The organism is Streptomyces sp. NPDC043812 (assembly GCF_056436245.1).
Window position 1 is genome coordinate 59,936 of the sequence record NZ_JBWKCY010000017.1, and the last position, 20,089, is coordinate 80,024.

General features: G+C 69.6%; 25 protein-coding genes. 11 read left to right on the forward strand and 14 right to left on the reverse strand.

All coding sequences use genetic code 11. From position 1 onward, the window contains the following. Window positions 1-27 precede the first annotated feature (27 nt). The 8 genes from AC067Z_RS24305 to AC067Z_RS24340 form a co-directional block, all read right to left on the reverse strand. Window positions 28-1,605, reverse strand: a complete 1,578-nt coding sequence (locus AC067Z_RS24305; RefSeq protein WP_478791692.1) for an alpha/beta hydrolase — start codon at window positions 1,603-1,605, stop codon at window positions 28-30. A gap of 158 nt (window positions 1,606-1,763) precedes the next feature. Beyond that, window positions 1,764-2,510 (reverse strand): urease accessory protein UreD, encoded by a 747-nt coding sequence (locus AC067Z_RS24310; RefSeq protein ID WP_478791693.1) that lies wholly within the window; start codon window positions 2,508-2,510, stop codon window positions 1,764-1,766. A 7-nt stretch (window positions 2,511-2,517) separates the two neighbouring features. Further along, window positions 2,518-3,195: an urease accessory protein UreG gene (gene ureG / locus AC067Z_RS24315; protein WP_478791694.1), complete on the reverse strand. Its 678-nt coding sequence runs from the start codon at window positions 3,193-3,195 to the stop codon at window positions 2,518-2,520. Between the two features lie 42 nt (window positions 3,196-3,237). After that, complete coding sequence (locus tag AC067Z_RS24320; RefSeq protein WP_478791695.1) at window positions 3,238-3,900, reverse strand: urease accessory protein UreF; 663 nt, start codon at window positions 3,898-3,900, stop codon at window positions 3,238-3,240. Window positions 3,901-4,018: 118 nt separating this feature from the next. Beyond that, window positions 4,019-5,740: an urease subunit alpha gene (locus AC067Z_RS24325; RefSeq protein ID WP_478791696.1), complete on the reverse strand. Its 1,722-nt coding sequence runs from the start codon at window positions 5,738-5,740 to the stop codon at window positions 4,019-4,021. Further along, entirely contained in the window at window positions 5,733-6,044 is a 312-nt protein-coding gene (locus AC067Z_RS24330) for an urease subunit beta (protein ID WP_478791697.1), read from the reverse strand. The genes AC067Z_RS24325 and AC067Z_RS24330 overlap by 8 nt, the downstream gene beginning before the upstream one ends. Window positions 6,045-6,054: 10 nt before the next feature. Continuing rightward, on the reverse strand, window positions 6,055-6,357 hold the full coding sequence (locus AC067Z_RS24335) for an urease subunit gamma (protein ID WP_478791698.1): 303 nt from the start codon (window positions 6,355-6,357) through the stop codon (window positions 6,055-6,057). A gap of 127 nt (window positions 6,358-6,484) precedes the next feature. Next, window positions 6,485-7,105 carry a TetR/AcrR family transcriptional regulator gene (locus AC067Z_RS24340; protein WP_478791699.1) on the reverse strand — a complete coding sequence of 207 codons (621 nt, stop codon included), beginning with the start codon at window positions 7,103-7,105 and terminating at the stop codon, window positions 6,485-6,487. A gap of 105 nt (window positions 7,106-7,210) precedes the next feature. On the opposite strand from AC067Z_RS24340, the gene AC067Z_RS24345 reads away from it, so the two are divergent. Then, window positions 7,211-8,200, forward strand: a complete 990-nt coding sequence (locus AC067Z_RS24345; protein WP_478791700.1) for an ABC transporter permease — start codon at window positions 7,211-7,213, stop codon at window positions 8,198-8,200. A gap of 113 nt (window positions 8,201-8,313) precedes the next feature. On the opposite strand, the gene AC067Z_RS24350 is transcribed toward AC067Z_RS24345, so the two are convergent. Further along, a complete protein-coding gene (locus AC067Z_RS24350) occupies window positions 8,314-8,610 on the reverse strand; it encodes a type II toxin-antitoxin system Phd/YefM family antitoxin (RefSeq protein WP_478791701.1) in 297 nt (98 codons plus the stop codon). Window positions 8,611-8,799: 189 nt separating this feature from the next. Between AC067Z_RS24350 and AC067Z_RS24355 the strand changes: the two genes are divergently transcribed. The 10 genes from AC067Z_RS24355 to AC067Z_RS24400 all read left to right on the forward strand — a co-directional run bounded on the left by AC067Z_RS24355 (window position 8,800) and on the right by AC067Z_RS24400 (window position 14,064). Further along, window positions 8,800-9,312, forward strand: coding sequence for a DUF6907 domain-containing protein (locus AC067Z_RS24355; protein WP_478791702.1), 513 nt, complete (start codon window positions 8,800-8,802; stop codon window positions 9,310-9,312). Next, the gene (locus tag AC067Z_RS24360) at window positions 9,309-9,668 is read left to right on the forward strand and encodes a DUF6907 domain-containing protein (RefSeq protein ID WP_478791703.1); all 360 of its coding nucleotides are present in this window, start codon (window positions 9,309-9,311) and stop codon (window positions 9,666-9,668) included. Before AC067Z_RS24355 ends, AC067Z_RS24360 begins: the two co-directional genes overlap by 4 nt. Further along, window positions 9,665-9,844, forward strand: a complete 180-nt coding sequence (locus tag AC067Z_RS24365) for a hypothetical protein (RefSeq protein ID WP_478791704.1) — start codon at window positions 9,665-9,667, stop codon at window positions 9,842-9,844. Before AC067Z_RS24360 ends, AC067Z_RS24365 begins: the two co-directional genes overlap by 4 nt. Beyond that, entirely contained in the window at window positions 9,841-10,032 is a 192-nt protein-coding gene (locus AC067Z_RS24370) for a hypothetical protein (RefSeq protein ID WP_478791705.1), read from the forward strand. The genes AC067Z_RS24365 and AC067Z_RS24370 overlap by 4 nt, the downstream gene beginning before the upstream one ends. Continuing rightward, window positions 10,032-10,211: a hypothetical protein gene (locus AC067Z_RS24375; protein ID WP_478791706.1), complete on the forward strand. Its 180-nt coding sequence runs from the start codon at window positions 10,032-10,034 to the stop codon at window positions 10,209-10,211. The genes AC067Z_RS24370 and AC067Z_RS24375 overlap by 1 nt, the downstream gene beginning before the upstream one ends. Continuing rightward, window positions 10,208-11,005, forward strand: a complete 798-nt coding sequence (locus AC067Z_RS24380) for a hypothetical protein (RefSeq protein ID WP_478791707.1) — start codon at window positions 10,208-10,210, stop codon at window positions 11,003-11,005. Before AC067Z_RS24375 ends, AC067Z_RS24380 begins: the two co-directional genes overlap by 4 nt. Beyond that, on the forward strand, window positions 11,002-11,313 hold the full coding sequence (locus AC067Z_RS24385; RefSeq protein WP_478791708.1) for a hypothetical protein: 312 nt from the start codon (window positions 11,002-11,004) through the stop codon (window positions 11,311-11,313). Before AC067Z_RS24380 ends, AC067Z_RS24385 begins: the two co-directional genes overlap by 4 nt. Beyond that, window positions 11,310-11,471, forward strand: coding sequence for a hypothetical protein (locus AC067Z_RS24390; RefSeq protein WP_478791709.1), 162 nt, complete (start codon window positions 11,310-11,312; stop codon window positions 11,469-11,471). The genes AC067Z_RS24385 and AC067Z_RS24390 overlap by 4 nt, the downstream gene beginning before the upstream one ends. Continuing rightward, window positions 11,461-11,796 (forward strand): hypothetical protein, encoded by a 336-nt coding sequence (locus AC067Z_RS24395; protein WP_478791710.1) that lies wholly within the window; start codon window positions 11,461-11,463, stop codon window positions 11,794-11,796. The genes AC067Z_RS24390 and AC067Z_RS24395 overlap by 11 nt, the downstream gene beginning before the upstream one ends. A gap of 84 nt (window positions 11,797-11,880) precedes the next feature. After that, entirely contained in the window at window positions 11,881-14,064 is a 2,184-nt protein-coding gene (locus AC067Z_RS24400; RefSeq protein WP_478791838.1) for an FtsK/SpoIIIE domain-containing protein, read from the forward strand. A gap of 202 nt (window positions 14,065-14,266) precedes the next feature. Here the strand turns inward: AC067Z_RS24400 and AC067Z_RS24405 are convergent, their stop codons facing one another. The 5 genes from AC067Z_RS24405 to AC067Z_RS24425 form a co-directional block, all read right to left on the reverse strand. Beyond that, on the reverse strand, window positions 14,267-17,410 hold the full coding sequence (locus tag AC067Z_RS24405) for a phage tail tape measure protein (protein ID WP_478791711.1): 3,144 nt from the start codon (window positions 17,408-17,410) through the stop codon (window positions 14,267-14,269). A gap of 10 nt (window positions 17,411-17,420) precedes the next feature. After that, complete coding sequence (locus AC067Z_RS24410) at window positions 17,421-18,647, reverse strand: phage major capsid protein (RefSeq protein ID WP_478791712.1); 1,227 nt, start codon at window positions 18,645-18,647, stop codon at window positions 17,421-17,423. A 282-nt stretch (window positions 18,648-18,929) separates the two neighbouring features. Beyond that, complete coding sequence (locus AC067Z_RS24415) at window positions 18,930-19,196, reverse strand: hypothetical protein (RefSeq protein WP_478791713.1); 267 nt, start codon at window positions 19,194-19,196, stop codon at window positions 18,930-18,932. Between the two features lie 346 nt (window positions 19,197-19,542). Continuing rightward, on the reverse strand, window positions 19,543-19,896 hold the full coding sequence (locus AC067Z_RS24420; protein WP_478791714.1) for a hypothetical protein: 354 nt from the start codon (window positions 19,894-19,896) through the stop codon (window positions 19,543-19,545). Then, a complete protein-coding gene (locus tag AC067Z_RS24425; RefSeq protein ID WP_478791715.1) occupies window positions 19,896-20,087 on the reverse strand; it encodes a hypothetical protein in 192 nt (63 codons plus the stop codon). Before AC067Z_RS24425 ends, AC067Z_RS24420 begins: the two co-directional genes overlap by 1 nt. Window positions 20,088-20,089 lie beyond the last annotated feature (2 nt).

Below are 20,089 nucleotides of genomic sequence, written 5' to 3' on the forward strand. Positions count from 1 at the left end.
GCCGGCCCCCTCCCCTGTGCGGGTGCGTTACGGCTTCGGCGTGGCGTGCGGTGCGCAGGTCACGTCGCGGCTGTCCAGCTTGCCGCTGAGCAGGTAGGCGTCGACCCGCTCGTTGATGCAGGGGTTCGTCAGACCGGTCACACCGTGGGATCCCGCGTCCTTCTCGACGACGAGACGCGAGCCCTTCAGGCGCTTGTGCAGTTCGACGGCGCCCTCGAAGGGGGTGGCCGCGTCACGGGTGGCCTGCACGATGAGGACGGGCGGCAGGCCCTTGCCCGACTTCACGTTCACCGGGGTCCGCTGCTTGGCGGACCAGGTGGCGCACGGCAGGTTCATCCAGGCGTTGGCCCACGTCATGAACGGGTGGTCCCTGTGCAGCCGCGTGTTGTCGCGGTCCCACTTCTTCCAACTGGTGGGCCACTTGGCGTCGGCGCACTCGACGGCCGTGTACACCGCGTTGCCGTTCTCCGCGCCGATGTTGCCCGCGGTGTCGGAGAGGTCGGGCGCCGCGGCGTCGACCAGTGCCTGGGTGTCACCGGCAAGGTACTTGCTCCAGGTCTGGGCGACGGGCACCCAGGCGGAGTCGTAGTACGGAGCGCTCTGGAAGAAGCCGATGAGCTCGGCCGGTCCGACGACACCGCCGAGCGGGGCCTTCTTCGCGGTGGCCCGCAGCTTCACCCACTGCGCCTCGACCTTCTCCGGTGTGTCCCCGATGTGGAAGGTGGCGTCGTTCTTCGCGACCCACGCCTTCCAGTCGTCCCAACGCATCTGGAAGGCGACGTCCTGGTCCAGGTTCGCCTGATACCAGATCTTCTCCCGCGAGGGGTTGACCACACTGTCGACGATCATGCGGCGGATGTGGCCGGGGAACAACGTCGCGTAGACCGCACCGAGGTACGTGCCGTACGAGACGCCGAGGAAGTTGAGCTTCTTCTCGCCGAGGGCGGCCCGGATGACGTCCAGGTCGCGGGCGGTGTTCGGCGTGGTCATGTGCGGCAGCATCCAGCCGCTTCGTTCGGCGCAGCCGTCGGCGTACTCGGCGGCGAGTTTGCGCTGGGCGCGCTTGTCCGCCTCGCTGTCGGGCACCGGGTCGGGCTTCGGCGCCTTCACGAACTCCTGCGGGTCCACACAGGAGATGGGTGTCGAGTGTCCGACACCCCGCGGGTCGAAGCCGACGAAGTCGTACGCCTTCGCGGTCTTGGCCCACAGCGGATTCTTGGTCGTGACCCGAGCGGGGAAGCGCATGCCCGAGCCACCGGGGCCGCCCGGGTTGTAGATCAGGGCGCCCTGCCGCTCGCCCTTCGTGCCCGTGTTGCCGATACGGTCGACGGCGATCTCGATCTGCTTGCCGTCGGGGCGTGCGTAGTCGAGCGGCACCCGCACCGAGCCGCACTGGATGGGCTTGGCAAGCCCCCAGTCCTCGGGGCAGTCCGCCCAGTCGATGCCCTTCTTCGCCGCCCGCTCCGCGGCGACCCGGACGCCGTTGGCCTCAAACCAGCCGTGGTCACGGCCGGTGGCGCTCGCCGCCGGTGCGGCAATCGCCCCGGCTATGAGAGTGCACGCCATCAGCGTGCCGGCCGAGCCGAGCACTGCGGTGCGTCTCACGTGGAACCTCCCCCTGTTGCAGTCGGAATGCTCCGGGGGATCTTTCCGTCTGCGGGTGGGTCGGCAACAGACCGTAAGGGTGTTCTTTACCCAACCCATAACCGGAGAGCCGAGTCCCGCTGAGCGGTGCGCTCGTCGCCCCTGCCGCGCATGGCGGGCTACCGTCCTGCGGAATCCAGTTCGTTCAATGCCTCGTCCAGCACGGCTCGCAGTGCGCGGGCGTCCTCGGCGACCGCTGTGACAAGTGCCCCGGGCCCGGCGAGCGGGGCCAGGGCAGCGGTCGGTCCCAGCATGCGTGCGGCCGGGGGCTTTTCGGCGAACTCCGGGTCGACGACGAGGAGTTGCCCCACACAACGGTGACCGGCGAGCACGGCGGGGCCGTCCCATCCCCCGGCCGCCCCTGGGCCGCAGGCGAGTTCGGTGTCCAACAAGGGGCGTCCGGCGCACAGCACCGTCAGCCGGCTGACGAGTGTGCCGGGCTGCTCACCGCTGCGTCCGAGGATCTGCTCCTCGCGCAGCACCAGCCGTGCCGTGTCCGCCAGTCGGACGCGGGTGTGCATCCGCAGGGTGCTGCCGCGGGCGGCGATGAGCTGTTCCGGCAGCCAGCGCAGTACCGCGTTCTCACCCGCCGTCAGTGTGACGTCGTAGCGGGCGGGTTCGGGGACCGCGCCGGGCAGGGCGATGGTGGCGGCGACGGAGTCGACGGTGAGCTTCGTCCCCTCGCACACCTCGGTGTCGATCGCCAGCCGGTCACCCCCGAGCGGCGCGCTCATCGCGCCGACGACCGTGACACGGAGTCCGGGCCCGATGGCGCGGGTGCGCCGCAGTGCGAGCGGCCCCTCGCCGACGAGGACGGGCAGTCCGGTGCGGTCGGCGACGATGCGGGCGGTCGCCTCGATACCCATGGCCCGCTCAGGCGTTCCACGCGGCGAGCTGCGTCCGTACCCAGTCGGCGACCGGTGCGACGCCCTCGTCACCGCGCAGCGAGGTGAAGACGACGGGGAGTTCGCCGCGCTGTTCCTTCGCGTCGCGCGCCATACGGGCGAGGTCGGAGCCGACATGGTGTGCGAGGTCGGTCTTGTTGACGACGAGCAGGTCGGCGGTGGTGACACCCGGGCCGCCCTTGCGGGGGATGTCGTCGCCGCCCGCGACGTCGATGACGAAGATCTGGCCGTCGACGAGCCCCTTGGAGAAGGTCGCGGTCAGGTTGTCGCCGCCGGACTCGACCAGGATGAGATCGAGCGGACCGACGCCCTGCTCCAGGTCCTCGACGGCTTCGAGATTGGCGGAGATGTCGTCGCGGATGGCGGTGTGCGGACAGGCGCCGGTCTCGACGGCCTGGATGCGCTCGGGCGGCAGAACGGCGTTGCGGAGCAGGAAGTCCGCGTCCTCGCGGGTGTAGATGTCGTTGGTGACGACGGCGATCGAGACCGTGTCGCGCAGGGCGGAGCACAGGGCGGCCACCGTCGCCGTTTTTCCGGAGCCGACGGGTCCGCCGAGGCCGATGCGCAGTGCGCGCCGTGTGCCGTCGGGGCGGACGGCGTCGGCGCTGACGGCGGACGCGGGGTCGTGGTGGTGATCGAGGTGCACGGTGCGACTCCTTGGTACGTGCGATGCGGGATGCAGGCCGGGTCAGGACGCGAAAAGGCGTACCGGCCAGGCCGCATGCGCCTCGGCGGTGATCTCGAGAAGCGGAGCGGACGCGGCGGGCAGCGCGTCGATGCCGTCGCGGGCGGCGGCCGTGGCCCGCTCCACGGTCTCGTCCATCTGCGGTGCGAGGCGGGCGAGTACGGCGGTCGCCGCGAACGGGTCGAGGCCGAGCAGTCGGACGGCGGCGGTGACCGGCCCGCCGACCGTCTCGTAGACGACGCAGTGGGCGGCGTCCTGCGGCCCGAGTCCCGCCGCGCGAGCCGTGGTCCCGAGCACGATCGGCTGGTGCGCCCCGCGCGGGAACGCGGCTGCCAGCGCGTCGAGTTCGGGGCTGGGCCATGCGGCGCGGGCTGCGCGCATCAGCTGCCGGCCGAGTTTGCGGGCGGTCGCGCGCAGGGCGGGCGAGGGTGTGCGGGCGTCGGCGGCGATGTCGAGCGCGGTGTGGTCGTGGCCGAGTGCCGCGGCGGCGGCCAGGGCCGCCGACGTGAGGCCGGTGGTGTGCAGTCTGCCCCGGCAGAAGGCGGCGAGGTCGTCCGCGGTGCGGATGCGCCCCGCTTTCACCGCGGCTTCGGCACCGCCGGAGTGGGCATGTCCTCCGGCGGGGAAGCGGCCGTCGGACAGCACGAGCAGCGCGGCGCGACTCATGGGGCGGCCACCCGTGCTGCGGAGGGCACCGGACGTGGCATGCCGGCCTCCCCCGCGATCGCCGGGGAGGCGGGGAGGACGCGCGGCAGGGGTGCGGTGGCTACGGGTCGGGGTGCCATCAGAAGAGGAAGTACCTTTGCGCCATGGGAAGCTCGGCTGCCGGGGACGGCTCCACCGCCTCCCCCTCGATCGTCACCGTGAACGTGTCTGCGTCGACCTCGACACGCGGGAGTGCGTCGTTCTCGCGCATGTCCGCCTTGGTGACGCGCCGGGTGTTCTTGATCGGCACGAACTTCTTGTCCAGGCCCAGGCGCTCCGGCAGATCGTTCTCGATCGCCGCTTCGGCGACGAAGTTGAACGAGCCGCGGGCAGCGGCGCGGCCGAGTGCTCCGAACATCGGCCGTGGCAGTACGGGCTGCGGGGTCGGGATCGACGCGTTGGCGTCGCCCATCTGGGCGTAGGCGATCTGTCCGCCCTTCAGCACGAGTTGCGGCTTGACGCCGAAGAACGCCGGTTCCCACAGCACGAGGTCGGCGAGCTTGCCGGTCTCGACCGAGCCGATCTCGTGGTCGAGACCCTGGGCGACCGCCGGGTTGATCGTGTATTTGGCGACATAGCGACGTGCTCGGTGGTTGTCCGCGCGCCCGTCCCCGGGCAGCGCGCCACGCCGCTTCTTCATCACGTGCGCGGTCTGCCAGGTGCGCAGCACGACCTCGCCGATCCGCCCCATGGCCTGCGCGTCGGAGGAGATGATCGAGATGGCGCCGAGATCGTGCAGGATGTCCTCCGCCGCGATGGTCGAGGGTCGGATCCGCGACTCGGCGAAGGCGAGGTCCTCGGGAACGGCGGGGTTGAGGTGGTGGCAGACCATCAGCATGTCGAGGTGTTCCTCGATGGTGTTGACGGTGTGCGGGCGGGTCGGATTGGTGGAGCTGGGCAGGACGTGGGGCTCGGACACCACGGTGATGATGTCGGGTGCGTGCCCGCCGCCGGCGCCCTCGGTGTGGTACGCGTGGATGGTGCGCCCGGCGATGGCTGCCAGGGTGTCACCCACGAACCCCGCCTCGTTCAAGGTGTCCGTGTGGATGGCGAGTTGGGCGCCGGTCTCGTCGCACACACTCAGGCAGGCGTCGATGACGGCGGGCGTCGCGCCCCAGTCCTCGTGGATCTTGAATCCGAGTGCCCCGCCGCGCAGCTGCGAGTGCATGGCCTCGCGCGACATGGTGTTGCCCTTGCCGAGCAGGCCGATGTTGACGGGGTACGCCTCCAGCGCCTCGAACATCCGGGCGAGGTGCCAGGGGCCGGGGGTGATGGTGGTCGCCTTTGTGCCCTCGGCGGGCCCGGTGCCGCCGCCGACCAGGGTGGTCACTCCGGTGGCGAGCGCCTGCTCGACGACGGTCGGGGAGATGAAGTGGACATGCGCGTCGATCGCGCCCGCGGTGACGATCTTCCCGTTGCCCGAGATGATCTCGGTCTCGGGGCCGATGACGAGCGCGGGGTGGACGCCGTTCATGGTGTCGGGGTTGCCGGCCTTGCCGATCGCGGTGATACGGCCGTCGCGGATGCCGATGTCCGCCTTGACGATGCCCCAGTGGTCGATGACGACGGCGCCGGTGATCACGGTGTCCGGTGCGCCCTCGGCCCGTGTCGTACGGGACTGGCCCATCGACTCCCGGATGACCTTGCCGCCTCCGAACACGGCTTCGTCGCCGGCGCGTCCGGGCCCGCCGGAGCGGTCCTCCTCGATCTCGACGAGCAGATCGGTGTCGGCGAGCCGGACACGGTCGCCGGTGGTGGGCCCGAACAGGTCCGCGTACACGGCGCGGTTCAACTCAGCCATCGAGGTGGCCTCCGGTCTCTCCGCGCAGTCCCGCGACGATGCGATGCCCGGCCAGAGGGACGAGGTCGACGTCGACGGGGATACCCGGCTCGAAGCGCACCGCCGTACCGGCGGCGATGTCGAGCCGCTTGCCGCGGGCCGCGGCGCGGTCGAAGCTCAGGCCGGGATTGGCCTCCGCGAAGTGGTAGTGGGAGCCGACCTGGACGGGCCGGTCGGCAGCGTTGAGGACGGTGAGACGGGTGACCTCGCGCCCTTCGTTGATGAGTACGGGCTCGTCGGCGAGGAGAAACTCTCCGGGAATCATCCGCGGCCCCTCAGACGATCGGGTCGTGGACGGTGACGAGCTTGGTGCCGTCCGGGAACGTGGCCTCCACCTGCACGTCATGGATCATCTCGGGGATGCCCTCCATGACGTCGGCACGGGTGAGGACCTTGCGCCCGGACGCCATGAGTTCGGCGACGGTACGGCCGTCGCGGGCGCCTTCGAGGATGTGCGAGGTGATGAGGGCGACGGCTTCGGGGTGATTCAGCCTCACGCCACGCGCCCTGCGCTTCTCGGCCACGTCGGCGGCCACGTGGATGAGAAGTCGTTCCTGCTCGTGCGGGGAGAGTTGCACGCGTCCACCTCACTGTCGTCCGGCCTCGGCCGTCGGGCGCACGGGACCGCGTCGGCACACTGCCGACGCAGGCTCGGACATCTCACGACCAGGAGGTGAACGTTAGGACGCAAGTTTTTCCGGCGCGTTAACTGGCCGCGGGTACCCGCATGGACATCAGTGCGCGGAGCCCGTCCTCCAGGACCTCCACCCGCACATCGCCGAAGAGTGCCTGCTGTGTGATGAATCCCTGTGCGGTGGCGATGAGGGTGCGCGCCACATGGTCGGCGTCCACATCCGAGTCCATCTGCCCGTTGGCGCGGTAGGCGTTCACGAGCTCGGCCCAGGCGATGCGCATCCCGCCGTACCCCTCAGCGAGGGTGGCGGCGAGCGCCTCGTTGCGCATGGTCTCCCCCCACACCTGTACGACGATCCGGGCGAAAGCACGATGATCACCGCCGGGCACCTCGTCGATCAGCACCCGGCGCAGCACCCGCCCGAGGAGCACGTCGGGGGTGGGCGGCGGGGTCGTGCCTGCGGCGTTCTCGAAGGCGGCGCGGATCCCGGTGAACGCCTGGTCGGCGATGGCCGCGATCAGCTCCTCCTTGCTGCGGAAGTAGCGGTAGACCGCCCCTGCCGACAGGCCGGACTCACGCAGGATGTCCTGCATCGACGTGGCGTGGAAGCCGTTGCGGGCGAAGCAGCGGGCGGCGCCGTCGAGGATCTGCCGGCGGCGTGCGTCGAGGTGTTCCTGGGATACGCGGGCCATGCGGCAAATTTAAAACGAACATTCATTCTTGACAAGGAACACCGCCGGGGAGACAGTGGCCGCAAGAGTAAAACGAACGATCCTTCTCTTTGATCTGGAGTCGTCATGTCCGCTACGCCAGCCCGCCGCATGATCGCGGCGATGGTCCTGATCCCGGTCGTGGTGGCGCTCGCCCTGTGGGCCTTCGCCTGGCCCGCGGCCCGCACCGCACCGCGTGACGTGCCGATCGCAGTGGCCGGCCCGCCGGCCGCCGCGGCGGGGATCGAGCAGCGCTTCGAGCAGCACGAGGGCGCGTTCGAGATCCACCGCTACGACGACGAGGCGGCGGCCCGTACCGCCGTCGAGGACCGGGTCGTATACGGCGCGGTGGTGGCGACCCCCGAGGGAGCCAAGCTCCTGACGGCGCCCGCCGCGAGCCCCGTCCTCGCACAACTACTCAAGGAGGCCGCTGCGACGCAGTCCCCCGCCGGCACACCGGTGAAGGTGGAGGACGTGGTCCCGCTCCCCTCGGGCGACCCGCGCGGCAGCGCCCTCGCCGCGAGCGTGCTTCCGATCGCGCTGGCGGGGGTCGCCGCCGGAGCGGTGGTGACGATGCTGGGGTTGCGCGGGGCGCGGGGCGCGCTCACGCTCGCCGGAGCGGCCGTACTGGTGGGCATCACAGCGACGGCGCTCACCCACAGCTGGCTGGGCGTTCTGGACGGCAACTGGTGGGCGGAGGCGGGCGCGCTGAGCCTGACGGTGCTCGCCGTCGGATCGGCGGTCGCCGGTCTCGCCGCCCTGCTCGGTACGCCCGGCATGGGGCTCGGCGCGCTGCTGATGGTGCTGATCGGCAACCCGTTCTCGGGGGCGGCCGGTGCGCCCGAGCTGCTGCCCGAGCCCGCCGGGCTCATCGGCCAGTGGCTGCCGCCGGGCGCCGGTGCGTCGCTGCTGCGTTCGGTCGCGTTCTTCGACGGGAACGCCGCCGGTCAGGCCGTGCTCACACTCTCGCTGTGGGCCGCGCTGGGACTCGCCGCCGTCATGATCGGCGGCAGGCTCAAAGGCGCCGGAGCGGCGACCGCGGCCGTATCCGCACCGACACCTGCGACCGTCACGTGACCGCCTGACCGCCTCGGCCTCCGGCCGCATGACCGGCCGCGTGCCCCCGCTGTAGCGGACGGGGGCACGCGGCCTTCCTCATGCCCGGCTCCGCCCTTCGCCCCCGCGTCGGTTCAGTGGCGCCGGTCGTCGGGGCGCCGGTGCTCGGCCGCGAGGCCGAAGCGGCCGCGTTCGCCGGAAGCGGACCCGAGCGAGCCGAGAGAGGAGACCGAGCTGATCACGTGCTCCTCGGCGGCTTCTGCCGCACCCTCCCCCGCGGACTCGAGTCGCTCCAGGTCAGCGGCGGAAACGAGCGCCACGAGCGGCTTCCCGTGACGGGTCACCACGACGCGCTCCCCGCCGTAGACGACGCGGTTGATCAGATCGGCGAGCTCTGCGCGGGCTTGCGTCACCGGAATCTCGTAGGCCATGCTCCCCAGCTTATCCGGCGTCCATGGTGTTCATACGGTCCAGAAAGCAGGACGACAGCCCTGGTCAGAGGCTCCTAGCCCGGCCGCAAGCGTCGTGTTTGTGAGACGCGTGTGAGACGGGCGGCCCCGCCGGTGTTACCGCACCAAACGGGGCCTTGATCAGACCCTTCTGCATCAAGGAGTCCAACCATGTACGAAACCGTACCGTCCAACGTCAAGCCGTCTGGTGGCCTGGTGTTGCCGGCCATCCCCACTCAGCCGACCGCGAAGGCCGTCGCCGACGCCGCCGAGGCGCCCCGCACGTGGACGTTCATCGCCACCGACACGGGCAGCCTGAAGACGGTGACCTGCCCGGACTGGTGCACCGTCGACCACTCCAACGACATGGAGACGCCGACCCACCCCGACGACATCTGGTGCCAGGCGCACAGCCAGGACGCGACCCTGCCGATCAACGACACGGGTACGCCGGAGGAGACGTCGGTTCTGTCGTCGACGCTGAACGTCCGCCCGTTCGACCGTGACTTGAACGCCCGTATGCCGCGCGTCTCGGTCGAGGTCATGCAGGACGCGTGGATCGAGGACCTCGACCCGGACGCGTTCGAGGCGGTCATCGACACGCTGGAGGGTCAGGTCAGGGCGCTGCGGCAGGCGCACGCCGAGCTGGTCCGTGCTCGTGCCGCGTACAAGGCCGGCCGGTGAGCGCCCGCACGGTGACCGTGGCCACGACGGACCACGGGGACGTGACGATGCCGGAGCCGTCGTGGTGCGTCGGATCCCACCTGTTGGGCGCCCGGTCGGACCTGAGCCACTACGGGCGGCAGACGGTGATCGAGCTGTCGGACGAGTGTCTGGTGCTGACGGTGCAGCTGGCGCAGTTCCCGTTCAGCGTCCTCAGCAGGGTGCCGTATGTGGCGCTGGAGCTGGGTGACGCGGACGGCGAGTTCGACGATGCGGCTCTGCTGGAGCTGCAGCGGAAGCTGCTGACGTTCGCCGCGGTGACGATCCCTGAGCTTCGGGTTCGTCTGGCCGCTGCTGTCGAGGAGGCCCGGCTGTGAACGAGCGTGAAGCCCTCGACCTGGTGCAGCGGCTGCTGACGGATGCGGTCGCGCAGAAGGTCGGCCCGAACCCGTTCGTGCGGGACCTGGCCGGTCACATCGGCGACCTGCACGCGACCATCCGTGCGGCCCTGACGGTCATCGAGCTGGCCGACGACGAGGGGGATGGCCGGTGAGCACTGCCCTGGTGCGCCGGCCGACTGAGGAGGCCGCGGTCAACGCGGCCTCCCGGGTCCCCCGGCAGCTTCCCCCGATTCAGACGATCCTCGCCGACCTGCTCACCGCCAACCGGCTCGGTGACAGGCACGGCGTCAACCTTGCCGCGCACCTTGCTGCGCGCGTAGCCGGAGAGGTGGGCGAGTGATGGCCCGCATGGAGCTGAACGACCACGACCGCTACCGGATCGGCCAGGCCCGCAAGGCGCTCGCCGCGGCGGCCGTCGTAGACCTGTCGGACGACCGGGCTCTGTGCCGGATGCTCGGCCGTCTCGAGGTCACCCTGAGCCAGCTGCTCGACGTCATCGACGAGGAGGGCGGCCAGTGAAGAACGACTACCTGAAGTGGGGCGCTCTGGCTGCCGCTCTGATGGCCACGGCCTCCGCCGAGTACGAGCTGGCCCGCGCGGTCGGCTTCAACCAGTGGGTGGCCGCCGCTGTCCCGGCCGCCTTGGATCTGTACACCGTGCGGGCACTGCGGGCGCACCGTGAGGTGCTGGCGGCGGTCGCCGCGATGATCGGCGTGAACGCCGCTTCGCATCTCGTGACGACGGGGCTGCTGCCGGTGAATGTGTGGCTGGTCGTGGCGGTCGCTGCGATCGCCCCGCTGGTGTTGTGGCGGGTCCACAGCCTTGCCATCGAGGTGACCACCCCGGTGACCATCGAGCGGGCCGCCGATGACCGGCCGTCTGGGGAATTTTCCCCAGTCCCCATGCCGCTCGAGCCGGTCACTGCTCCGGTCATCGAGCTGCCCGCGGTGTCGCCTCTGTGGCACGACCGGACCCCGCGCAAGGTGACCACCGCCCCGTGGTCCGGAGATCACACGCGGGCGCCATTGAAGTTCGACGACGAGCGGCAGCGCTGGGTGCCAGCAGATGACGAGCCGGTGACCGCTGCTGTACCGACTGAGACGGCCCGCCGGGTGGTAACTGAGCCGGTCGGCCTGAACCCGTCTGAGCTGCGCAGGAAGGCGCGGCAGCTTCACCGCCAGGTGGTCAGGTCGGGTGGCCGTGGCGTGACCATCGATCAGCTGCGTGAGGAGTTCGGCCTGTCTCGCCGTGAGGCGACGGACCTGCGCCGTGAAGTGGTCATCGCGGAGATGGTCACAGGTGGCCAGTCATGACCGACATCGAGAAGGCCGCGCGGGACGCGGTCGAGGCGCAGGCCAACACGGAGCAGGTGGCCATAGTGATGGCCATCCTGCAGGCCCAAAAGCTCACCCAGCAGCAGCCCTGCCAGCACCAGCCGCCGGCCCCCGTACAGCAGTCGGGCAACGGCAAGTGGATCGCCGTCGGCGTCGCCGCCCCGTTCCTCCTCGTCACCCTGTCCATTTCGCTGGTCGCGTTCGCCATCTGTGCGGTGTCGCTGACCATCTGCGTTCTCGTTCTCCGCGGCCTGTGGGCCGACATGCAGAAGGGCCGGAAGTCATGACCAGTGCCGAGTACCGGGAGCGCGCCGTGAACGCGATGCGCCGGCCCGACGCCAACAGGCCGACCCCCGCGCAGGTTGCCGAAGCCGCCGTGTGGGCGCAGCTGGCGACCGCGGCTGCGATCGAGGAGCAGGGTCAGGCGGTGCGTGATGGCGAGTGAGTCGTTCCGCAGCTACACCCCGGCCGAGCGCCGGCAGCGCGCGTTCCTGGTCTTCCGTGGCGCCAAGCAGGCCGTTGCCGATGCGGTCGACCCGCGCATCGACCGTCGTATCGACCGCCTCGACCAGGCCGCCGAGGAACGCGGCGCCCGTGAAGTCGCCTCGATGCGCAGCGCACTGGACGCGGCCAAGAACGCTGTAGCCGCGGCCAAGACCAAGGAACGGATCGCCAAGCGTGAGGACCGGGCCGCCGCCCGGACCGCCCGCCAGCAGGCCGAGAAGGACCTGCGGCGCACCGAGCAGGCCGCCAGGCGGCTCGGACTCTGACCACCTCGCGGGGCGGCCGGGAACCTCCCCAGGTACGGCCGCCCCGCCCCATCTTCCAGAGACGGAGTGTCCATCATGACCGAAATGCTGACGGAGGTGCCCGACGTGGGCAGCCTGCACCACATCGACGACCACCGGGGCGGCCGTGAGACGGCGACCCCGCCTGTGACGCTGGTGAAGCCCGGAGACGGGCATAAGCCGATCAAGCCGCCCGCCTATGCCCGTGCAACCCGGTCCGTCCGTGCCTTCGTCACCCACGACCGCACCCGTACCGTCGGCCGCCTGGCGGTGCGTCACAGTGCCTACACGTGGGGCGGAGTGCGCATCGTCACGAAGCGGGCGTGGGACGGCCGTACAGCGGCCCGGTACGAGCGGCTCCTGCGTGCCGCTGAGGCCGCCGGGAACATGGAGCTCGCCGCCGAGTGGGAGGAGCGCGGTACCGCGTTCCGTGCGGCCCGCCACAAGCGGCGTATGGAGCTGCTGACGGCGCCGCAGCAGCTGGCGAAGGCGGCCGGTGTCGGCGTCATCGCCGGAGAGGCCGGCCTGCTGCTCCTGGGCGGGGCGATGGCCATAAGCAGCGGCGAGTTCGGCGACGTCTTGGTCCCGACCGTGTTCGTCCTCGACGTCATCCGCTGGGCTGTCGTCATCGCAGGAATCGTGTGGGGCCCGCTGATCGCGATCGGCCCGTGGGTTGCCCTGTGCGCCCTGTGGGCCGTCGGACGGCACCAGCAGGCTGCGCCCAACTGGGCACTGCCCGCGCAGCAGCAGAGCACGGACAACGTGCCCATCACTCCGTCGATCGTGGTCAAGGCCCTGAAGGATCTGGGAATCTCCGCTCTGTCCAAGGCCATCAAGGAGATGGGCGACGCGGGCGCGGCGATGCTTGGGCCGATTCGGATCGCCGGGTGCGGTGTTGAGGTCGACGTGACCCTGCCGTCCGGTGTCAGCACCGAAGAGGTGATGGGCCGCCGGCGGAAGCTGGCGGAGAATCTCAACCGCCACGAGCACGAGCTCCACCCGTCCATCCCGCCGCAGCCGCGCACGGTGCGCCTGTGGATCGCCGACTCCGGCGCGCTCGACGAGCCGATCGGCCCGTCGCCGCTCACCCTCGACGAGGACATGGCGGCCGACCTGTACACCGGTTCCGCGCCGTGGGGCGTCGACCTGCGCGGCGACGCGGCCCTGGTCAACCTGAAGCAAAAGATGCTGCTCATCACGGGTCTGTCGAACCAGGGCAAGACCGCCTCGCTGCGCGCGCTGGCGCTGTGGCTGGCGTTCGACCCGTCCGTCGAGTTCCGCATCGCCGACCTGAAGGGCGTGGGCGACTGGCGCATGTTCGACGGCCTGGCCACGGTCCTGATCCAGGGGCCGACGGACGAGCACGTCGCGCAGGCCGCGCACATGCTCGAGGGCGGCGTCGAGGAGATGAACCGTCGGATCGTCGCCCTCGAGGAGTCCGGCGCCACCGACGGTGTCACCCGGGAGATGGCCCGTACCGATGAGCGGTTCAAGCCGATCGTGTTCGTCGTCGACGAGGCGCAGGTCGCCTACGGATCCGGTGCGCAGGGCGACGACAAGCGGCCCTATGGCGGCAGCAAGGCGACCAGCCGCTACTTCCAGGCGGTGAAGCGCATCCACGACCAGGGCCGGGCGGTCAACGTCACCATCTGGGAGGGCACGCAGGACCCGACGAACGAGAACCTGCCGAAGCGCTCGAGGGAGGGCAACCACATCAGGGCGTCGCTGGTGCTGGGCACCGAAGCGCAGGCGAAGATGGCGCTGGGCGACACGGCCGTCGACGCAGGCGCCGCCCCGCACAAGCTGCGCCAGGGCCTCGACAAGGGCACGGTCGTGGTCGCCGGCGACGGAGTGAAGCTGCAGCCGGGTCAGCCGAGCATCACGATCCGCACGCACTTCATCTCCGGTGAGGACGCCGCAGAGATTGCCGACCGGGCGAAGGCACGGCGGGCGGGCGTGACCACGCTCGCGCAGCTGCAGGTTGTCGCCACGGTCGACCCGCTCGCCGACATCGCGTTCGTCCTCGGCACCGAGACGCGCATGCGGACGCAGGAGGTGTTGCAGCGGCTCGTCGAGAAGAACCCGGCCGAGTACCGGGACTGGAACTTCGGCACCCTGAGAGGCTTCCTCGAGCCGCTCGGCGCGGAGCCGAAGAAGACGGGCGGCGGCGTCATGCACGTCGTGCGCGAGCTCGTCGAGAAGGCCCTCGAGGAGCGCGGCCAGGACGACGAGGAGACCGCGGCCGGCTAGAGGGAGGCGCCGGGGAGGCAGGGAGTTCTCCCCGATCACCTCCCTGCACCCAACTCCCTGGCCTGACCTGCACAAACAGTCGATCAGGGAGGCAGGGAGGCACCCTGCTGACCACACCAGAAGGCCCCCGCCGGTGGGTTCGGCGGGGGCCTTCGTGCGTCCCTCCCTCAGCCCTTGCGGCCGCCACGGATGACGGACTGGCTCACCACCCGTTGGGGCCTGCGTTCAGCCTGTCGATCAAGCTCCGGCTGAACCTTTTCACGGCTCCGTCGGCCCGCTTGTCTACGTAGCCGTGGAACTGCTGGCCGTCGACCACGAGCGTCAGCTCGTCACCCGGCTGCAGCCCACCCGCAGAGACAGCGACGGCGCGACGGGCCACGTCCCACTGGCGGGCAGTGAGCACGGCTTCCGGCTGACCGGTGGCGTTCATCGCCGTCGTCATTCCGGGCTGCAGCCATCCGCCCTGGTCGTACTTCAGGGCGTAGACGTCGGTGAACAGGCCGTCGCGGTACGAGCGGGCTCGGTTGCCGACGACCACGCCGTCGCCGCCGCGGCTCTCGACGTTGACGCCGTTGATGGTGCCTGCGGTGTGGCCGACGCCAGCGTTCGTGATACCGATCATGTACGGGGAGCGGCCGTTGTGGACCCAGTTCGGCGGAGCGGTCCTCCCGGAGAAGGCGCCCGTGGCCCACCGGCGGTGCGGCTTCTGCCCCCTAACCACTGACTCGATGGCAGAGACGAACCCACTGCAGTCCCAGCTGGGGTTTCCATTGCCGCCCCACTGGTAGCGCTTCCCGTTCTGTGTGCGCGCCCATGAGAGGCCGGCCTTGTAGCCCTTGCCGCCGATCCCCGCCTCGGACAGCTTCTTGTCCGCCTTTCCGGAGAAGTCGAAGATGGCGGACAGCATGCGCTTCGGCATGCCGCTGACCATGGTCCGGTACAGGGACGCCGAGCCTGCGATCTTGTCGATCAGTGGGCGGACCACCATGTTCAGGCCCGCCATGGCGGACGCCTTCATGCCGTCCTTCAGCCACGACACCCCGGACTTCGCCAGGTCGAGCCCCCTGGACGCGGTCTTGCCGATCCATCCGAAGATGCCGCCGTCCGCGAATCCGGGCACGCCGAGGGCACGCTGCACGCCACGGATCCCACCGCCGCGCGCAGCCGAGTTCATCGCGTTCACGTAGCCGGGACCCACCGCGCGGGTCCACTCCGGGCGCATGACGGCCTCGCCGCCGGACAGGGCTGCCAGATGGACGTCGCGGCCCGGCGTGTATCCGGGCAGGACACCACCGGTAGCCCAGCCCTTGATGTTCATCGGGTCGAGCGTCGGGGCACCGAAAGCTTTCGCGACCTTGTTCCAGGTGGGGACGATGCCCGCGTTGTAGATCTTGTCGATGATGAACTTCACGGGCTTCTTTGCAATGTCCTGGACCTTCGTCCATGCCTTGCTGATGAAGTTCTTCGCGTCCTCGAAACTCTTACCGACCGCCTCGACGCCCTTCTTCACGTTGTCGAAGGCGGGCTTCAGGGCGGTGTTCCAGAGCCACTTGCCCTTGTCGCCGATCCAGCCGAACACCGGCTTCGCGTAGTCGTTCCACAGGATCTTCATCGCGTCGCCGAGGATCTTCAGGCCCAGCTGCCAGCGGTCCCACGCAGGCTTGATGCCCTTCTCCCACAGCCACTTCGCCTTCTCGCCGATGAACCCGAACACCGGGGACAGGACGTTCCGCCACAGCCACGACGCCGTAGCACCGACGGCTTTCAGGAGGAGAACGAAGTTGTCGAACAGAGGCTTCAGGGCGTTCTCCCACACCCACAGGGCAACAGTCTTGATGCCCTCGAACGCTGCCTGAACGATCGTCCGGAACGTCTCCGAGCGCTTGTACGCCACCACGACGGCCGCAGCCAACGCCACCAGCGCGATGACGACCAGGGCGATCGGGTTGAGCGCCATGACCGCGTTCAGGAGCGCCTGGGCGGCAGCCCAGCCCTTCGTAACAAGCGCAATGCCCTTGCTCGCCGCCGCATACACGGACATGACACCGGTCACGATGCCCGTAGCGATGGCCTGCGCGGTCAGGGCCAGCGTGATACCGCCGATCAGCAGAGCGATAGGGGCAAGCACGATGCCCCAGTCCTGGAACCACTTCACCGTCCCGGCGATCGCGTCGCCGATCGTGCGGACCGCCGGCCCCAGGTTGTCGTTCAGCCATCGGGCCACGTTCTGCACGATCGGCAGGACCGTGCCGCCCAGGAAGTCGACGAAGCCCTGTTGCAGCTTGCGCGTGAACACGGTCAGCTCAAGACCGGGGCCAGACCGGATCGTCTTGCCCACCTTGTCCGCCGCACCGCCGAGTTCTCCCAGCCCCTTCGCCGCGGTCGACGGATCCATCTTGAACAGAGCCTGCCCCAAATCCTCGGCCTGCGTGCCGAACAGAGCCACAGCCGCCTGAGACTGGGCCACCGGATCCTTGATGGCCCTCAGACGGTCCAACGTGAGATCCAGGGCCGCCTTCGACGTCTCGCCGCCCTTGCCGAACTTCGCGGCCATGTCGTCGGCGTTCAGCCCCAGGGCCTTGAAGCCGTCCGACGTCGTCTTGGAGCCGTCCACGGCCCGGATGCTGAACTCCTTGATCGCATCCGCTGCGACATCCGCGTCACGGGCGCCGCCAGCAATCGCCTGCTGAATGAGGCCCATCGCCGTCGACCCGTCCAGGCCGGCCTTCTTGAACTGGACCCCGTACTCGTTGATCGTGTCCAGCAGGTCGCCGCCCTTGTCGGCACCCGACTGGAAACCCTTCGTGATGAGGTCGAAAGCCTCCGTCGAGTTCTTCGCCAGGCCCGTCTTCATCATCTGCGAAACGGCGTTCGTCACGCCGCCCAGATCCTGGCCGAACACCGTCGCGACGTCGGAGGCCTTCGTCGCAATGGCCTGCAGCTGCTTCTGTGTCGTACCGGGCGGCGCCAGACCGGACTGCACCACCGACTTGATGGCGTCCGCCGCTTCCTGGAACGAGCCCGTCACCCCGGACGAGAACAACTTGCCCGCCAGCTTGCCCTGCTGCGACGCCACCTTGTCCGACGTGCCCAGCTGCGCCTGCAGAGTCGACGACACATTCGCCTGGCCGATCGCGTCCGTCAGCCCTTTGACGATGAGAGCGCCGGCCGCGATACCCGCAGCAGCAGCCCCCACCTTGAACTTGTCACTCAGTCCGCCGCCCGCAGCCTCACCGGCCCGAGAGCCCGCGTCACCAGCGGGGCCGACGAGCTGACGCTCGATGTCCCTACCGATGCCGCGGACGCTCGGAATGATGGCGAGGGTGGCGTAGCCCACGTTGGGCATCGCCGCCCCCTTACGCAGTCAGGTCGATTTCGACGATCGCGGAAGGCTGGAAAATCTTCAGCCCCGCGTCCATCTCCGCACGGAACCGGATCATGTTCCGCTGGAAGTCCGTCGCGCCGACACCCTCGCCCAGCGCGTCCGGGTCGTAGATGTTCTCGGACCAGTCGAGACGCACGTCCTCGACGACCTGCAGTTCGGTCGCCTGCCGGAAGTTCGCCAGGTGCGCCACACCGGCCGTCTGCGACGTCGACGTCACCACCGGCAGACCCCAGATACGACGAGAGTTGACGTCCACGGTCTGCACCGGGCCACCCAGGTAGTAGTCCGCCTCGTTGTTCGCGAGGAGCTCCACCGTCTCCCAGTCACTGGGGTGCATCACGTAGGCCGCGCCGTCGACGAACGACAGCAGCTCAAGCTTCGTCTTCGCCTTCCGCAGGGTCGTCAGCAGGTCCGTCGTCCACGCCTGCGACTGAGACCCGGACACGTTCGCGATACCGGTCATGTTCTCGCCCGACCCGGAACCGTTGATGATCTGAGCCTCGAGCGCCAGGTCCACACCGAGACGCATCTCGACGTCGAGGACGCGCTGCAGCGACGGCGCGTCACGCAGATCCTGGCGGGCGATCGGCTCCGACAGGTGCGCAATGGTGCGCGTGCGGTCGTCGACGCGCTCCCACGTGAAGACGCTGGTGGGCTTCAGCGCGCCACGGGCCACGACGGCCGCGTTGTTCGTGCGCGTGGTCTGCCGCATGTAGCCGAAGCGAGACGGGCCCGTCACCGTGGGGATGAGCTGCCTGATCGACAGCACCGGCACACCGATACGGATCGGCTCCGGGTCCAGCGGCACAGTCAGCGGCACCGCACCCGACGCCAGGATGCCCTTGTACCCGTCCGCGCCAGACACGGCGCCCAGAACCTTCTGGCCCCAGTCGGAGCCGCCGGACGCCTTCACCCGCGGGTGCAGACTGTCCGCCTTCATGCCGCCCATCGGCCGGCCCTGCCCGTCAGTCGGGACGCCTTCGCCGAGCGCCACCAGGGCGCCCCGCATCGTCTCCGACGCCTGCGCCCGCTCGTACTCGCCCTTCAGTCGCTTGCCTTCATCGATGCACTTCTGCGCCTCGGCGAGTTCCGCCGCGGTGAAGTCGCGCCCTTCAGCCTCGGCAGTGTCGGCCATGGCGCGGGCCTTTTGGAGAGTTGCGACCATCTCGTCGCGCAGCTGCTCAGCAGTCTTCTGCATGGTGGTGTTCCTTCGGGAAGTCGTAGTGATTTCCCGGCGGCACTGGAACGGGCGGCTCGACGGTGGCCTTATGCAGAGGCGGCCGGAGCTCGCTGGCTCGACAGTGGATGCCGGAGGTACCGACGTGCGGACTCCGGCGGGCGGATTGCCCCGGGCTTGCTCTGCGAGAGACGGACAGCGGGGCGGCTGAGGACTGCCGGCCGGACTGCTGGCCTCACGCAAGCTTCACGCTCACGGGGTATCTCGCGGGCCGAGTGGGCCGTTGATGAACCTTCGATCATTCTAGCGGGTCAAAGTGACAGAACGGCAGATCTCCACACCATCGCGGAACGTCGTCAACTCGGCATGCTCACAGCGGCAGGAGAGCGGCACCACGCGGCCCACCTCACCGTCGCCTACGAACCACACAGCGCCTGTACCGTCCACGACGGCCGCCAAGCCCAGCTGGGCCGTCCACGGGCCCTCAGGGACGCTCTCAGCGTGCTGATAGACATCCAGCACCAGCAGCGCGCCCGCAGCGTCCGTACCGTCCAGCGTGCGCACCATCATGACCGCCTCCAATTCCGGCGGTCCCAATGCTGAGCCGCGAGAGGATCCGTCCTGACGAACTCGCGGTGCCGGCCCGTCAACGGCTCCGGCTCATCGAGCGGAACCTCGACCAACTCCGGCTCCTGGTCCTCGTTCTCTTCCATGTCCCCTCCTAGGGGTGTTCCGATCCCGAAGCGAAACCCTCAGGGGCCCGCCGCGGTCAACTCCGGTTGTCTCGCCGGGGGTTTCCGATCTTTGTGAGGGCAGACCCCCTATCGGCCGATCTGTGCAGCGGTGTTTTTCACTGACCGCGGCGGGCCCCCAGGCTGAGAGTTCAGCGATCCGAACTCCCCTACCGGGTGGGCGGTCATGCTGCGGGCGGCTGGTCGGGGCCGGATGCTTCGATGCGGGCGAGTGCGTCGCGGGCTTTGGTGAGGTTGGCCGGCCTGGCTGTCAGGGCGAGTTCGGCCAGGGCCCCCAGGGCGACGGCCGCGGACTGCCTGACGGTGCCTGTCGGCGCGTAGTCGAGGAGTCTTGCGATGGTGTCGTGTTCGCGGTTGAGCGCGGCGAGTGCGAGCTTCGCGCCGTGCTGTTCGGGTGTGCTGACGTGGACGAGCTTGGCTCGGTATCGCTCGATGAGTCCGTCGTCGCGTGCGGCTTTGAGTGCTGCTCGTCGCTGTCGTATGGCTTGTGCTTGTCGGGTGGTGCGTGTGTCGGGCATCAGGTCTCCTGCGGGTTGTTGGTGTAGGTGGTGGTGCGGAGGCTGCAGTTGGGGTTGTGCTGGGGGATGCAGGGCTGGGGGTGGCGGCAGAGGCGGGCGCCGCAGCCTTTGGAGCAGAGGAGGTAGTCGCCTTTGCGGAGCCGGCGGGCACAGCTGGCGCAGAAGCCCATGAAGCGTTTCCGGTGGGTCATGG